Source organism: Psychrobacter pacificensis (genome assembly GCF_018336615.1).
GTDB classification, from domain to species: Bacteria; Pseudomonadota; Gammaproteobacteria; order Pseudomonadales; family Moraxellaceae; genus Psychrobacter; species Psychrobacter pacificensis.
Window position 1 is genome coordinate 2516311 of record NZ_CP048752.1, and the last position, 14886, is coordinate 2531196.

The window sequence follows — 14886 nt, forward strand, 5'->3', positions numbered from 1 at the left end:
AGCGCAGCTAGCAACAAAATGATATAATGGCGCAACTTTTTATTTGCCACAATAGATGGTTTACCCTCATGATGAATGAGAGCGTACGCTACTGCCGTTAAGTTTTGGTTTATCTGTCACTATAAGCCAATACACAAAACGCTTGTCTCAAATGATGATCAGACAATAAAAAATAGTGATTCGATCACAGCCTATCGCCCAAAAAATATTTTAGAAAATAAATAAGGATTTCTTATGTCCGCAACGGCCATGTCAAACGCTAACTTTATCACTCAAGTCACCAAGCTTGCCGATTGTGTTGGTCAAACGCCACTGGTTCAATTGCAGCGCCTACCTGAACAAGAGCATATCGAAAATGGCGCCACATTATTAGCCAAATTAGAAGGCAATAATCCCGCAGGCTCTGTAAAGGATCGCCCTGCTTTTAATATGATTTATCAAGCAGAGCAGCGCGGTGATATCAAACCCGGCGATACATTGATTGAAGCCACCAGCGGCAATACTGGCATTGCATTAGCCATGGTCGCGGCGATGCGCGGCTATCCAATGACATTACTGATGCCAACCAACTCTACTCAAGAGCGTAAAGATGCCATGATTGCTTACGGCGCGACGTTGATTGAAGTCGATGAAGGCATGGAAGCGGCACGTGATTTGGCATTGCAGATGCAAGCCGATGGTAAAGGCATCGTACTGGATCAGTTTAATAATCCTGACAATAGCCAAGCGCATTATCTCACCACAGGGCCTGAGTTGTGGGCACAAACTGACGGTAAGATCACCCACTTTATTAGCTCAATGGGTACCACTGGCACCATCACTGGTGTCTCACGTTATTTGAAAGAGCAAAATCCTGACATCAAAATTATCGGTTTGCAGCCTGATGAAGACGCGTCTATCGCTGGTATTCGCCGTTGGCCTGCGGCATATATGCCGGGTATTTTTGACGCAGACTTGGTCGATGAGATCATGGATGTCGATCAGCGTATCGCTGAAGTCTACATGCGCAAACTGGCAAAAACTGAAGGTATTTTTGCTGGGGTATCTTCGGGCGCAGCTGCATGGGCAGCGACCCAAGTGGCAAAAGCAAACCCTAATGCCGTCATTGCCTTTATCGTCTGTGATCGTGGAGACCGTTATTTATCGACAGGTTTATACAATGTTGATGACAGTCATATCGATAATGATGCAGATAACGCAGCATAGTAAGCTTATAAAAATGCAGGATTCTTTATGTCACAAGCTCTACCGTCCGACCCTATACTAGTTTTCGATATCGAGACGGTCGCCGATATCGATGGCGCACGGCGTATTTATCCGCAGTTGGCTGCACTGAATGATGAAGACACCTTAAGCGCACTGACAGCCATCCGCATGCAAGAGGCAGGACACGATTTTATGCGCTTGCCATTGCAGCGCATTGTCTGTATTTCCGCTTTATATATCAAAGATGGCAAGTTATCGCTATTTTCATTGACCGCGGATAAGTTTAGCGAAAAAGACATTCTTGCCAAGTTTTTTCGGGCATTCAGTGATCTTGAGACCTTGCCACAGCTCATCAGTTGGAATGGTTCAGGTTTTGACATACCTGTACTGATATATCGCGCTATGCAGTATGATTTATCAGCGCCATGGCTGTTTGAAGAAGGTGAACGTATCAAAAATATGCGCTTTGACAATTATGTCAATCGTTTCCATACGCGTCATCTTGATTTGATGGACAGATTTAGTCAGTACGGTGCCAGTCGCCGCGAGGCCATGGATGTGGTCGCCAGTTTATATGGATTACCAGGCAAAACTGACGTTGATGGTAGCATGGTGGGCGCGCTCGTCAGTAGTGGTGATTGGCAGACACTCTCCATCTATTGTGAGTCTGATGTGATGAACACTTGGCTCATCTATCTTCGTTGGCTACGTCTGACAGGAAAGCTGTCCTCACCAGACTTTGATGCTTGGCAACAGCAGAGCTATGACTATCTAGCACAATATACCCAAACCGATGGTAGCCCAAGACATCAAGAGTTTATTGCTGACTGGTCATCGGCACCCAAATTATAGAAACCGTATTATTAGCAGTTTGTTATTCTCCTCTTATAGTTATTTATTATTAAGGCAGGTTTATGCAACCCACCGACTCCAAAACCTCAATAGCCAATTCTGCTCCGCAGAACGGTGTTACTCAAACGAATGATAGCCAAAAGATTGCCATTCCACCCAGCAAGAAAAAATCTAAGCCATCATCAAAAACGCGCCGTCGTCTAAAAGATGCAGAGCCGATTCCATTTAACATTGATGGTTTGTCACATGATGGTCGCGGCGTAGCCATCTATGGCAATGGTTTTGGGGTTGATGATGGCCATGCTGAAGATAAGCATGGCAAAAAAATATTTGTAAGCTTTGCTCTACCGGGTGAAAGCGCACTGGTAAAAATCACCAATAGCCGTGCCAGCTTTGAAGAAGGCGATGCAATCAGTATTACTGCTAAACCAAATCCTGAGCGTGCTGTACCGCCTTGCCCACATTTTGGTGTTTGCGGTGGCTGCAACTTACAACACTGGCAGCCAGATGGGCAAATAAATTTTAAGCAGTCCGTACTTGCTGAGATGCTCATGCATCAAGCCAATGTAGAACCTGATAACTGGCTGGCACCTGTCGTAGGTGATCGTCTTGGCTATCGCACCAAGGCTCGTCTAGGCGTGCGCTATGTCGTCAAAAAAGAAACCGCGCTGGTCGGCTTTCGTGAGCGCTCAAGTAACTTTTTGGCAGAGCTCAATGAATGCCATATCTTAGACCCACGCATCGGTTTTGAAATTGAGAACTTAAAGACGCTCATCAGCACGTTAGAGAGCCGTGACAAGATTGCTCAGCTTGAGCTTGCGATGGGTGAGCAATTGCCAGAATTGCCTGACGGCAATCAACCTGTTGCACTAATCGTGCGTCACTTAGAGCCGCTGTCAGAGGCTGATATAGACAAATTAAAAGCATTCTTTGCAGCGCGCAATTGGCAGCTATATCTACAGTCAAAAGGCGCTGATAGTATTGAACGTATCGCTTTGACAGAGGCAGATGATTTAAGCGAGCAGTTTGGTCGCTTGTATTATCAACTGCCAGAATATGATTTGACCTTTGAATTTATTCCTACTGACTTTACCCAAGTCAATTTATCTGTCAATCGCCAAATGACTAAGCTGGCTTGCGACTTATTAGATTTAAAAGCAGGTGAGCGAGTACTGGATCTGTTTAGTGGTTTGGGTAATTTTAGCCTGCCGCTAGCACGTCTCGTTGGTGAAACAGGTTCTGTGGTGGGTGTCGAAGGTAGTGAGGCCATGACCAAGCGTGCGGCTGACAATGCTCGTCGTAACGGTATCAGCAATACTGAATTTTATAGTCAAGATTTGACAAAAGATTGCACTGACAAACCTTGGGCCAATCAGGGTTTTGACGCCTTACTCATCGACCCCCCGCGCTCTGGTGCTTGGGAGATTATGCAGTATTTGCCAAAATTCAATGCTGAGCGTATCGTATACGTTTCTTGTAATCCAGCAACCCTCGCCCGCGATACCAAAGCATTACTAGAGCAAGGGTATCGCTTGACGCATGCGGGTGTCATGGATATGTTCTGCCATACTGGACACGTCGAGTCTATCGCTCGTTTTGAAAAAGTAGACAGCTGATTTTTATACGTATCTTATGATTCGTAATAGCCTCTTAAGTAGCCGTATTATGACCGCAACACTGAATCCAAGCTTGGATAATATTTTGCCTATAACTCACGGCTATTTCACATAATTAACCAAAGTCATTACAGAGCCTCGCTTGATTTGTCCTTTCAAAGTGAGATAATAGTAAACAATCTTCTTATACTGTATATCGCCGTATAAGCAGCACTTGTACTCGTAGCTTTATATATTTTACGCGCATTTTATGGCTGTTAAAAATCAGATTTTTAGCAGTTGTATTGGTTTATAGCTGGCACTTTATGAATCGTTCATTCAGAGTGTGTGCATAGTAGATGAGGTTATAATCAATTCAAAATAGCTAAGAGGAGTCGGCTATGGTAAAAATTCGTGAGGGGTTACCGTTGGTGGATGGACAAACCACGCAGGCCGACAGTGCCACACTGGCGGCGCGATTGGTAGCGAGCCAACGCTCTCACCAATCTGCCAACAGCTACGCCCAGATTCCTCTCGATATCAAATACCAGCTGTCAACTCACAAGCTACATACTACGTTTGATCGATCAGCCGCACATACTTATGATGGCCTCGACCCCGCGCTTGAAAACGAGTATCTGGACAACACCTATACGCTCTCAGATGAAGAGCTCGAATCCATTGATTTAGATCAAGCCAATATTGATGTACCCACTTGGCTCGACAATGTGGCGAAGCGTATCGGTCAAGAGTCTGTACCTCATCTGAGTGCTGCTTGTGAGTTTATCCGTAGTCACATGAATACTAGCGAATCTGAGCGCTCAGGTGCTTACGTCACTGGTATTGGCATGACAGACATATTGACCTATCTCTATCAAGATGAAGATGCGCTTGTTGCTGCCATGCTATATCGCAGTGCCCGCAAATCTATCATTAGTCTTGCTGAAGTTGAGAAAAATTTTGGTGCGGATATCCTAGCCCTTGTTAAAGACACTTTAGCAATGGGGAAACTCTCAGAGATTATTGAGAGCAATAAACGCTTAGAAGATCATTTCGTCAATAATCAGCGTGACCAGCTATCAAATATTTATAGCATGCTCATTTCTGTCACCAACGACGTGCGTGTGGTACTCATTAAGTTGGCAGAGCGTACCTTTGCCATGCGTGAGTTGACGTTTTCTAGGCCAGAGCGTCAAACTCGTGTCGCGCGTGAGGTCATGACTATTTACGCCCCATTAGCGCATCGCCTAGGTATCGCGCAGCTTAAATGGGAGCTTGAGGATCTGGCGTTTCGCTACCTTGCGCCCGATAGGTACAAAGAGATTGCCAAGCTACTGTCCGAAAAGCGAAGCGAACGCGAGTCTTATATTCAGCGTGTAGAAGACAAGCTCAATGAGGCATTAGCGAATGCTGGTATTGAGGGCGAAGTATCCGGACGTGTCAAGCATATCTATTCTATTTACCGCAAAATGAAGCTTAAAGGCTTATCGTTCGATCAGCTGTATGATATTCGTGCATTACGAGTATTGGTCAATAATCCTTCAGACTGTTATCACGTCTTAGGCTTGGTACATGGTTTGTGGCGTTATATTCCTGAGCAATTTGACGATTATATTACCAACCCAAAGTCAAACGGCTACCGCTCACTACATACTGCCGTCATTGCCGAAAACAAATCGCTTGAAGTGCAGATTCGTACTCAGGAGATGCATTTTGAGGCGGAGCTTGGCATGTGCGCACATGTCAATTACAAAGAAGGCCTGAAGAATAAAAAAGACAATTACTTAAATCAAAGAATCAGCTCGCTACGTCAGCTACTGTCTATTAACAACGAGACCCGTAACCAGCCGCGCTCAGCTGTCATGACAGGCGAAGAGCTAGATGACATGGAGCTTGACGAAGAAGAACAACTCGTTGATTTTGATGAGCTCGAGCGTATCTATATTTTCAGCCGTGACGGCGACATCACCGAGCTACCAAAAGGTGCAACCGTTCTCGATTTTGCCTATTATGTGCATACCCAAGTTGGTAACCGTGCACAGGCAGCCCGAGTTAATCAGCGCTATGTGCCATTGACTTATCAGCTAAAAACAGGGGAACAAGTTGAGATCATCACTAAGGCATCGCGTGAGCCCAATCGTGATTGGCTAGTCGCCTCACTGGGCTATATTCATACCAATCGCGCACGCTCAAAACTGCGTCAATGGTTCAACAAACAAGACCGTGATAAGAATATTGAAATAGGTCGTCAGATGCTTAGCAAAGAGCTTGAGCGCCTATCCGTGCATCCCAATAGCATTGACTTAAATGACTATATCCAGCATTTCCACGTCAATACGACCGATGATATTATCGTGGGGCTCGTCACAGGTGATATCGGTCTCAACCAGCTAACCAGCCATATTTCTCGGCAGCTGCATCTAGAACCCGAGATACCACCAGAGAACTTTGCACCGCACGTCGATACTAGAGATGCGAGCAAGCTCGATGCCTACAAAATCCGTATCGACGGTCTGGATAATATTGAAATCAATTTAGCAGGCTGCTGCCATCCTGTACATGGTGAGCCAATTGCCGGATACATTACCTTATCGCGAGGTGTCAGCGTTCATAACCGCGGTTGCCCTGAGTATTTGCGTTTGGTCGAGCGTGATCCTGAGCGCAAAATAGAGGCAGCTTGGCAAGTACAATCTGGTCGCTACCAGCCTGTCGATATCCACGTAGAGGCGTATGACAGACGCGGCCTGTTGCGTGATTTGACACAGATTATTGATAAAGAGAACGTCAATATCCGCAAAGTTGAAACGCTTAGTAACGATGACAATATCGCCTTTTTGAAATTTCATATCGAGGTTTCAGGGCTAGCGCATCTATCTAAGTTACTGGCGAAACTAGAGCAACAGCACGGTGTCTTACATGCTCGTCGCGCTGTGGCTTAGTTGAAATGCTAAGCTACCAATTATTCACTCAAAAATAGAGTTGTCATAAAACATCATGCCCGAATTGCCAGAAGTAGAAACCACCAAGACTAGCCTTGCACCATTATTAGGACAACAGGTGATTGATATAAAGGTCTTTGAACCCAAGCTACGTTGGGCGATGCCAGATGACTTAAGTAGTCTGGCTGACTACACGTTAGATAGCGTTGAACGCCGAGCAAAATATCTTGTTCTTAAATTTTTGCCCACAGTGCTTAATGATAATGATGCCATGGTAGCACCACTTAAGCTTTTGATTCATTTAGGCATGTCAGGTAGTTTACAGCAGCACAGTTATGGCACTGACAAACGTAAACATGATCATCTAATAGTAGTATTTAGGGATTCTGAAAATGCAAAGTCTCAGCTACATTATTACGATCCAAGACGATTTGGCTCAGTATTATGGTATGAAGATTACGGCAGCAAATTACTGGACCACTTGGGCCCTGAGCCACTCTCAGAAGATTTTACCGCAGAATATCTTTATAACGTTATTCAACGTAATAACTTATCCGATAAAGATCATAACAATACAGGCTCTAACAAAAAACCATCGACCAAACGAACACAGTCCATCGCACGAGCTATCAAATCTGTCATTATGGAACAAAAAGTCGTGGTAGGTGTCGGTAATATCTATGCGACGGAAAGCCTCTACCTATCAGGCATACATCCCGCTACCCCAGCGAACCAACTTTCATTTGACCAACTTGTTGTTTTGGTTGATCATATTAAAGACATTCTAAAAAAAGCCATTGAACTTGGTGGCTCAACGCTACGAGATTTTACAGTCGCGAGTGGTCAAACGGGTTATTTTCAGCAGACCTTAAATGTTTATGGTCGGCAAGGAGAGCATTGCCTAAAATGCGATACCATTCTAGAAAATGTTAAGCTCAATGGTAGAGCCAGCGTTTATTGTCCAAATTGTCAGCCGTTAGCTTAAGCTTAATTAGTGGTCATATGATTTCTTACCTTAACTAAAGACAAATCTGCTACTATTTTCAAAATAAATACAATCTAGTTTGATATATTTTTTTACTCACATAAGAATATCCCATGTATTCTTGTTGCTTATTGGCGTACATCTTGCTTTAATAGTGCTAGCGCTTACAAAAATAGTGCGCACTATTTATTCTTCTGTAATACTTACCCTACCTGTCGTTGCCGCGATATTCCTATATGGAGACAGCAGCAGCCATTAATCATACTAATTGTAAATTTTAGGATATCGTTATGACGGTTAAAGCCACAAACAAACGCGCAGTTAAGCAAAAGTTGTTTCCTGTCTTTACTTCCTTAGCGTTAATGGCTGCTAGTATGCAACCTACTTTTGCAGCCATAGAAATAGACGAAACTGACTTTGGCCCTTCTTATGAGACGATGGTAGTAGATACGATTGTTGGTAAACCATTACAACTGGTCAATGCTGTGGCTGGTACCGCCGCCTATATCGTGAGCCTACCCTTCTCTCTTATCGGTGGAAATGCCGATCAAGCGCAGCAAAAATTATTTGTTGAGCCTTGGGATGCTATGGGAAGATGTTTAGGCTGTACAGTTGCTGAAGATAACTATTATAAATCACAAGTTATTGACAATAATACTGTGCGTATTGTCGTTGACCAACCATCAGAGATTTTGATTAATACTAACGATTACGTGGTTGTCACGCCATAAACTACTGTGTTTGATCGTTTTTAGCATAAATCACAAAATATGACTTTGTGAATAGACAATAAAAAAGGCTAACGTAAAGTTAGCCTTTTTTATTACCACTAAACCGTACGTTATTATTTTACAATATGAGTATTACTCAATTTAGCACTGATTTCACGCAGTAACTGTACTTCTTCTGATGGCTCTACTATAGCTTCCTCTACAGCTTCCGTACGACGCATTTTATTTACTACTCTAACCATCATAAAAATAATAAAAGCTAAAATTAGAAAATTAATGAGTACAGTGATGAAGCTACCATATGCTAATACAGGAACGCCAGCTTCTTTGAGTGCATCATAGGTCATAGCAACCCCATTAGGCACATCACCCAATACCAAAAGCATATTTTTAAAGTTAATCTCGCCCCCTACAATGAAAGCGACAATTGGCATAATGATATCATCTACCAATGATTTAGTGATGGTAGCAAAAGCCCCACCAATGATAACACCAACTGCTAAGTCCATCACATTGCCTTTTAGAGCAAATTCTTTAAATTCTGAAACCATACTCATTGTATTCTCCTCAAGAATTATCTATAGGCGTATAGATATTTTATATAATCAGTATCATACTTCACTCTAACGTTAATCATTGAACACATCAAAACTAATGTTCATTTTGTATTTATTTCTTCAAAATTACAACAAAAAAAGCAGTGTAAAGTGAACCACTATAGCTCACCCTATACTGCTAATTCTTTAACTACTCCGATGTCTAAAAGACATTAAATTTTGGTGTTAAAAATCAACGCTCTAAAAGATTGAGTAGTTTATACTGTCGATATTATGCATTTTTCTTACTACGGCTGTGACGCTTACGCTCACTTTCAGTCAGATAGCGTTTACGGATACGTATTGCTTTTGGTGTTACTTCAACCAGCTCATCGTCTTGAATGAATTCAAGCGCTTGCTCAAGCGTAAACTTAACTGCTGGCGTCAACGTCAACGCTTCATCTGTACCACTAGCACGTACGTTGGTTAACTGCTTACCGGTTGTTGGGTTCACTGTCATATCATCGTTACGCGAGTTTAGACCGACGATCATACCTTCATAAACTTCAAGCTGTGGCTCTGCAAATAACTTACCACGTTTTTGTAGGTTAAACAGTGCAAATCCTAGGCAAGTACCGTTTGCCATAGAAACCAATACGCCGTTCGAACGACCACCCACATCACCGATCTTTTGTGGACCATAATGCGAGAAGCTTGACGTCATGATACCACTGCCTGAAGTCAATGTTAAAAACTCAGAACGGAAACCGATCAAACCACGAGCTGGTACTGTGGCTTCAATACGCATACGACCTTTACCATCAAGCTCCATATTGGTCATCTCGCCTTTGCGTAGACCAACCTGCTCCATGATAGCACCCTGATGCTCTTCTTCGATATCGAAGACAACGTTTTCATACGGTTCTTGTAGTTTGCCATCGACTTCTTTGACAATAACTTCTGGGCCAGATACACCCATCTCAAACCCTTCGCGGCGCATATTTTCGATCAATACTGACAAATGCAGTTCACCACGACCAGAGACTTTAAATTTATCTGGAGATTCAGTATCTTCCACGCGCAGAGCAACGTTATGAATCAGTTCACGCTCTAGACGCTCACGGATATTACGCGAAGTCACAAACTTACCATCACGGCCTGCAAATGGTGAGTTATTCACTTGGAAGTTCATCGAAACGGTTGGCTCATCCACAGTCAATGCTGGTAGTGCTTCGACATGATTTGGATCACAAATCGTATCTGAGATATTAAGCGCATCGATACCTGTGATACAAACGATATCACCAGCCTGTGCATCTTCAACATCAATACGATCAAGGCCATGGTAGCCCATGATTTTTAAGATACGGCCGTTACGTGTCTTACCATGCTTATCAATGACAGTAACTGGTGTATTGGTTTTAACCTTACCACGCTGGATACGACCAATACCAATCACACCGACGAAGCTGTTGTAATCAAGGCTTGAGATCTGCATACGGAATGGTGCGTCTGCATCAACTTGCGGCGCCTGTACAACATCAACAATAGTTTTAAATAGTGGCGTCATGTCATCAGCTAAATCATCTGCTTCCAAACCTGCAATACCATTTAACGCTGATGCATAAACCACTGGAAAATCAAGCTGCTCATCAGTTGCACCTAGATTATCGAACAAATCAAAAATTTGATCCATTACCCAATCAGGGCGTGAGCCAGGACGGTCAATTTTATTGATAACAACAATCGGCTTTAGACCTTGTTCAAATGCTTTTTGCGTTACAAAACGAGTCTGAGGCATCGGACCATCGACAGCATCAACAACCAAAAGTACGCAATCAACCATTGACATCACACGCTCAACTTCACCACCGAAATCGGCGTGACCTGGGGTATCAACGATATTAATACGGTATTCAGTTCCTGAAGTCTGATCTGTCCAACGAATGGCTGTATTTTTAGCCAAAATAGTAATACCACGTTCTTGCTCAATATCACCTGAATCCATTGCACGTTCAGCAATATTTGCACGATCGCCAAAAGTACCAGATTGATGTAATAATTTATCAACCAAAGTTGTTTTACCGTGGTCAACGTGGGCAATAATTGCAATGTTACGCAGGTGTTTGATATCGTTCGCCATATAAAATGCTCGTGTCGTCTTAAAAAAATGCAGTAGCAATAAGCGCCGCTGGATAAACTTTTATCATCAATAAGATAAATATTGAATTTTAGATGATACACAATAAATGCTATCACTCAGAAAATCTCAATATAATCAAATATCTATGCCGATAAATTCATCGTACAGATAGCTATGCTAATGTACATTCTGTCAATTTACAGAATGTTTGGGTGGCTAGTATAACATTATTGATTCATAAATTTATGAAATAACTTACTTTTATCAATACATAAATAAAAAAAGCCACCCGATTGGGTGGCTTTTTTTGTAACCATATATCTAACTATACGATTATTTATCTAATACTTACTGAACAACCATATCTTTAGTTTGTTCAACAGTCATAGTTTTGTCACCAGTGATGATGGCATAAACACGACGGTTCATAGCACGACCTTCTTCAGTATCGTTTGATGCGATTGGTTGGTCATAACCATAACCAACAGTTGATAGACGGTTTGGAGCAATACCGAATTCGTTAGTTAGCATAGATTTAACAGCAACGGCACGAGCTTCAGATAGACGTTGGTTATAACGTGCTGAAGGACCAGTTTTAGATGCATGACCTTCTACACGAGCTGTAGAGTTTGGATACTCACGCATTTTTTCTGCTACTTTAGCGATTTCTGGCTTGTATTGGTTTTTGATAGCTGATTTATCGTTATCAAAGAATACACGTAGTTCCATTTTTAGCTCATCAGTAATATCTACTGGTACTGGGCAACCGCGCTCATCAACCACCACATTCATTGGAGTGCCTGGGCATGCATCCATGCTATCAGGTACGCCATCACCGTCAGAATCAAGGTCAGCTTCAACAACAACTACTGGAGTGTTGTCAACCATTGGCTCTTCCATTGGTGGTACTGCTACTGTAGGTGCTAGATGGCCACCAAGTACAACTTCTAGACCGGCCAAGGCCATGCCTTCCCACCAGTTGTTATCAAAGTTATGAATCGCACGAGCTTCACCACGTAGGCTTAGTGCATCGTTGATACGATACATAGCACCTAGACCTAGGTTACCGATAGTATCTTTAGTGCCTGAAACTTTGTCACCTGAAGAGTCTTTAATCTCAAGTTTAGATTGGCCAGCACCAACTAACACATATGGCTTAAGAGCGCTATCAGTATAACCAGTGAACTCTTCGGTACCAACTAAGAAGTTACCAGAGATCATTTCCTGCTCTGCATCGAAGTTATCAGAACCGTCTTGGCGGATAGCATCAGTATCTGATACACCATACTCTACTTGGAACTGAGTAGAAGGAGTAAGTTCGATACCTAAAGCGGCACCAGTATATAGACCGTCTTCTTTATAGTAGCTATCACCACTACCACTATAGTCGCCTAGTAATTCAGCTTGATCATCATCAGCGCCTTCACTGTAGTGATAACCTAATAATAGTGGGCTAATAGTAACACCAGCATTAGCTGCTAGAGGTGCAGCTGTTACAGCGAACAGTGCTAAAGCAATTTTATTCAGTTTCATGGACTTCCTCCAAAGGATAATTTTAGTGATGCATTAAGCAAAACCGATTTTCAAGACGCTCTAAATTAGACATCTTTTACGCATTTTAGGTACAAAGCAAAACCAATTAAGAAGTAGCTTAGCGATTATCCATTCAGTTTACAACTTTTTTCGTTAACGAGCTACACATTATTACACGATAATGTTGTAACTAAAACACAATAGCCATTCTAAGTTACTTAGAACTAACACACCTTACGCTTTTTATCTTTTGTATGTCAGTTCACGATAGATGCTAAATCAACTAGCACCTATCGTTTGAACATATTTTATTACAATTGATAATTTTTCTCTATTCCTAATGCATATTATTCACTAATTGAAACATTTTTTGACAATAGACATATATTCTGTTTATATTACAACAGTCGACATTATTTTATATCCGAAGTAACTTATAGATAACTTATAGAAAAGTAATAATTTTGTATACTGCCAACAAAACAAAATACTAGTCTTTATCAAGTATTTTTTCTACATAATGGATTAGCTAGATGTTGCAGATAAGCGCGATTATTTTATTTGGAAAGTCTGAAGCCATAGGATGTAGCAACCTATGAAATCGCTTTATAAAACATCATCAAATTATCGCAGATTACTGATAGTGGTTTTACCTTTATCTACTTTGATGAAGGGAATGCTTAGTCATGATAGGCTAATATTTCGAATAAATCAGTTGTACGCTCCACTACACCAGTTAACTATATGTAATAAACGCTCTGCAATGCATTTGCAAGCTTTAAGCGCTAAAGGTAGGAATGGCTTCACTCTTGTTGAGCTGATTGTTACTGTAACGGTGCTTGCTATCATAGTAGCGATTGCAACGCCAAGCATATTGACGCAATTAACGCGTATGGAAGCCAAACGCGTCAAAACCCAATTAGAGAACGCTCTCGCTTTGGCAAAAGCTGAAAGCTATATCACTAGACAAGATGTATTGGTTTGTTTATCGAATGACGGTATACAATGCGACCGCAATAGTGACAACATGCTTATATTATTCGTAGACAAAAACGGTAACAAAAACTTCGATACAAATGCTGATACTCTAGTACTCAATCAATATTTTAATTTAAAATATAGTACACTGAAACTCAGAGTCGGAGCGGGTCGCCATTACATCAAATTTTGGGGTGATAGTGGCAAACCTCGGGGGCATTTTGGCCATATCAAGTACTGCCCCACATCTACCTATAATGATGCAATGTACCAAATTTCTTTCAATCAAAACGGTCGAGTCAGTCAGAAGCTTAATCAAGACCACCCTACCGATTGTGATGGGTAATTGAATGCGGACAAAGTAGCAAGTACATTACCTTTAAGCATTTTAATACATCGCATTTTTTACCATAACAACAGCTTGCTATAATCCTAAATCATAGCGTGTTCTATATTTAACTCATCAACACCATCGACCTAGGCAACAGTATCGATATTCCCACAAGTCAAGCCATGGCCTAAACTCAATAGATTTAAAAATGATAATCTCTTTATTGATAACGTTGTTGCTGTTGCCATAGCAGCCGACTTTGTAATGGTTGATAATCAAGTAGATGATCTATCAGATGCCGATGTAGCTTTGACCAATTATTCAGCGTTGCTTTAGTGATACCTAGGTAGGCCATCTCGATAATATCGATACCCTTAAATATAGTCTGTCCGGTACTACTCTCTAAATGCTCGGACTCTATAGCATTCTGCATGATTGGCAGTAACCCCACATCAGGTAAAAAGCGATATACACAATTAGGTTCGATAGTATGTTCGATGTTATCATGCGTTAGCGTTAAGATGAAACCTAACTCATTGAATAGGTGCTGCTCAAATTGGCGCAAACATAAACGAAGCTCAGTGTTATCTAAAGGTTGCTTCAGCTGCTGTAAACTGTCCTGATAATGTTGCCACAATACCGGCATTGGATCTTCGGTCGGTAACAATCGCCACAGTATCTCATTAAGGTACAACGCCGCATATTGGTGCTGTCCATTGATATTACTATAAGGTACAGTAGATAGTGTGGCAGAGGTACCTTCTTTTTGCTCGTTACTTGTTTGGAGAGTGGTTTGCGAAGTAATCTGGATTTGAGTGAATGTCTTTAGGTCGCGTTTGCCAGTGGCAAATAGCTGTAAAGGCATAAATAACGGTGCACCTTTTTTCCCAACACCATGTATCACACCATGCTGCTGAGAAAAAAGATAATACAACGCACGCTTTTCTTGATAAGGACGCTGATGTAATAGATAGCCGACTAACGCTTCGTTACGCATTGTTTATTACCTCAGCATTGAGTAGATGGACATGCTCCTTATCATACTACTCTTTGAATA

11 protein-coding genes are annotated in these 14886 nt (G+C 41.9%); 7 read left to right on the forward strand and 4 right to left on the reverse strand.

Annotated elements, in window-relative coordinates; translation table 11 throughout:
• Positions 1–249 precede the first annotated feature (249 nt).
• The 6 genes from cysM (at position 250) to GYK50_RS10695 (ending at position 8308) form a co-directional block, all read left to right on the forward strand.
• Positions 250–1206 (forward strand): cysteine synthase CysM, encoded by a 957-nt coding sequence (gene cysM, locus GYK50_RS10670; protein WP_212564551.1) that lies wholly within the window; start codon positions 250–252, stop codon positions 1204–1206.
• Positions 1207–1233: 27 nt separating this feature from the next.
• Positions 1234–2058 carry a 3'-5' exonuclease gene (locus GYK50_RS10675; RefSeq protein ID WP_212563900.1) on the forward strand — a complete coding sequence of 275 codons (825 nt, stop codon included), beginning with the start codon at positions 1234–1236 and terminating at the stop codon, positions 2056–2058.
• 62 nt (positions 2059–2120) lie between these two features.
• Positions 2121–3674, forward strand: a complete 1554-nt coding sequence (rlmD, locus tag GYK50_RS10680; RefSeq protein WP_212563901.1) for a 23S rRNA (uracil(1939)-C(5))-methyltransferase RlmD — start codon at positions 2121–2123, stop codon at positions 3672–3674.
• Between the two features lie 380 nt (positions 3675–4054).
• Positions 4055–6592, forward strand: a complete 2538-nt coding sequence (locus tag GYK50_RS10685; protein WP_212563902.1) for a RelA/SpoT family protein — start codon at positions 4055–4057, stop codon at positions 6590–6592.
• 55 nt (positions 6593–6647) lie between these two features.
• Positions 6648–7577, forward strand: a complete 930-nt coding sequence (gene mutM / locus GYK50_RS10690) for a bifunctional DNA-formamidopyrimidine glycosylase/DNA-(apurinic or apyrimidinic site) lyase (protein ID WP_093067761.1) — start codon at positions 6648–6650, stop codon at positions 7575–7577.
• 290 nt (positions 7578–7867) lie between these two features.
• A complete protein-coding gene (locus GYK50_RS10695) occupies positions 7868–8308 on the forward strand; it encodes a hypothetical protein (protein WP_093067758.1) in 441 nt (146 codons plus the stop codon).
• 113 nt (positions 8309–8421) lie between these two features.
• Here GYK50_RS10695 and mscL read toward each other — a convergent pair whose 3' ends face one another.
• The 3 genes from mscL to GYK50_RS10710 all read right to left on the reverse strand — a co-directional run bounded on the left by mscL (position 8422) and on the right by GYK50_RS10710 (position 12520).
• Positions 8422–8865 carry a large conductance mechanosensitive channel protein MscL gene (gene mscL, locus GYK50_RS10700; protein ID WP_093067752.1) on the reverse strand — a complete coding sequence of 148 codons (444 nt, stop codon included), beginning with the start codon at positions 8863–8865 and terminating at the stop codon, positions 8422–8424.
• A 271-nt stretch (positions 8866–9136) separates the two neighbouring features.
• The gene (gene typA / locus GYK50_RS10705; protein WP_212563903.1) at positions 9137–10987 is read right to left on the reverse strand and encodes a translational GTPase TypA; all 1851 of its coding nucleotides are present in this window, start codon (positions 10985–10987) and stop codon (positions 9137–9139) included.
• A gap of 348 nt (positions 10988–11335) precedes the next feature.
• Positions 11336–12520, reverse strand: a complete 1185-nt coding sequence (locus tag GYK50_RS10710; RefSeq protein WP_186475117.1) for an OmpA family protein — start codon at positions 12518–12520, stop codon at positions 11336–11338.
• 595 nt (positions 12521–13115) lie between these two features.
• Here GYK50_RS10710 and GYK50_RS10715 point away from each other — a divergent pair.
• On the forward strand, positions 13116–13844 hold the full coding sequence (locus GYK50_RS10715; RefSeq protein ID WP_286708164.1) for a GspH/FimT family pseudopilin: 729 nt from the start codon (positions 13116–13118) through the stop codon (positions 13842–13844).
• 205 nt (positions 13845–14049) lie between these two features.
• Here GYK50_RS10715 and recO read toward each other — a convergent pair whose 3' ends face one another.
• Positions 14050–14826, reverse strand: coding sequence for a DNA repair protein RecO (gene recO / locus GYK50_RS10720; RefSeq protein ID WP_212563904.1), 777 nt, complete (start codon positions 14824–14826; stop codon positions 14050–14052).
• Between the last annotated feature and the right edge of the window lie 60 nt (positions 14827–14886).

Coding starts and splice junctions, on each gene's coding strand:
- rlmD (WP_212563901.1), top strand. CDS start 2,121: ATGCAACCCACCGACTCCAAAACCTCAATAGCCAATTCTGCTCCGCAG.
- GYK50_RS10715 (WP_286708164.1), top strand. CDS start 13,116: ATGAAATCGCTTTATAAAACATCATCAAATTATCGCAGATTACTGATA.
- GYK50_RS10675 (WP_212563900.1), top strand. CDS start 1,234: ATGTCACAAGCTCTACCGTCCGACCCTATACTAGTTTTCGATATCGAG.
- cysM (WP_212564551.1), top strand. CDS start 250: ATGTCAAACGCTAACTTTATCACTCAAGTCACCAAGCTTGCCGATTGT.
- mutM (WP_093067761.1), top strand. CDS start 6,648: ATGCCCGAATTGCCAGAAGTAGAAACCACCAAGACTAGCCTTGCACCA.
- recO (WP_212563904.1), bottom strand. CDS start 14,826: ATGCGTAACGAAGCGTTAGTCGGCTATCTATTACATCAGCGTCCTTAT.
- GYK50_RS10710 (WP_186475117.1), bottom strand. CDS start 12,520: ATGAAACTGAATAAAATTGCTTTAGCACTGTTCGCTGTAACAGCTGCA.
- GYK50_RS10695 (WP_093067758.1), top strand. CDS start 7,868: ATGACGGTTAAAGCCACAAACAAACGCGCAGTTAAGCAAAAGTTGTTT.
- typA (WP_212563903.1), bottom strand. CDS start 10,987: ATGGCGAACGATATCAAACACCTGCGTAACATTGCAATTATTGCCCAC.
- mscL (WP_093067752.1), bottom strand. CDS start 8,865: ATGAGTATGGTTTCAGAATTTAAAGAATTTGCTCTAAAAGGCAATGTG.
- GYK50_RS10685 (WP_212563902.1), top strand. CDS start 4,055: ATGGTAAAAATTCGTGAGGGGTTACCGTTGGTGGATGGACAAACCACG.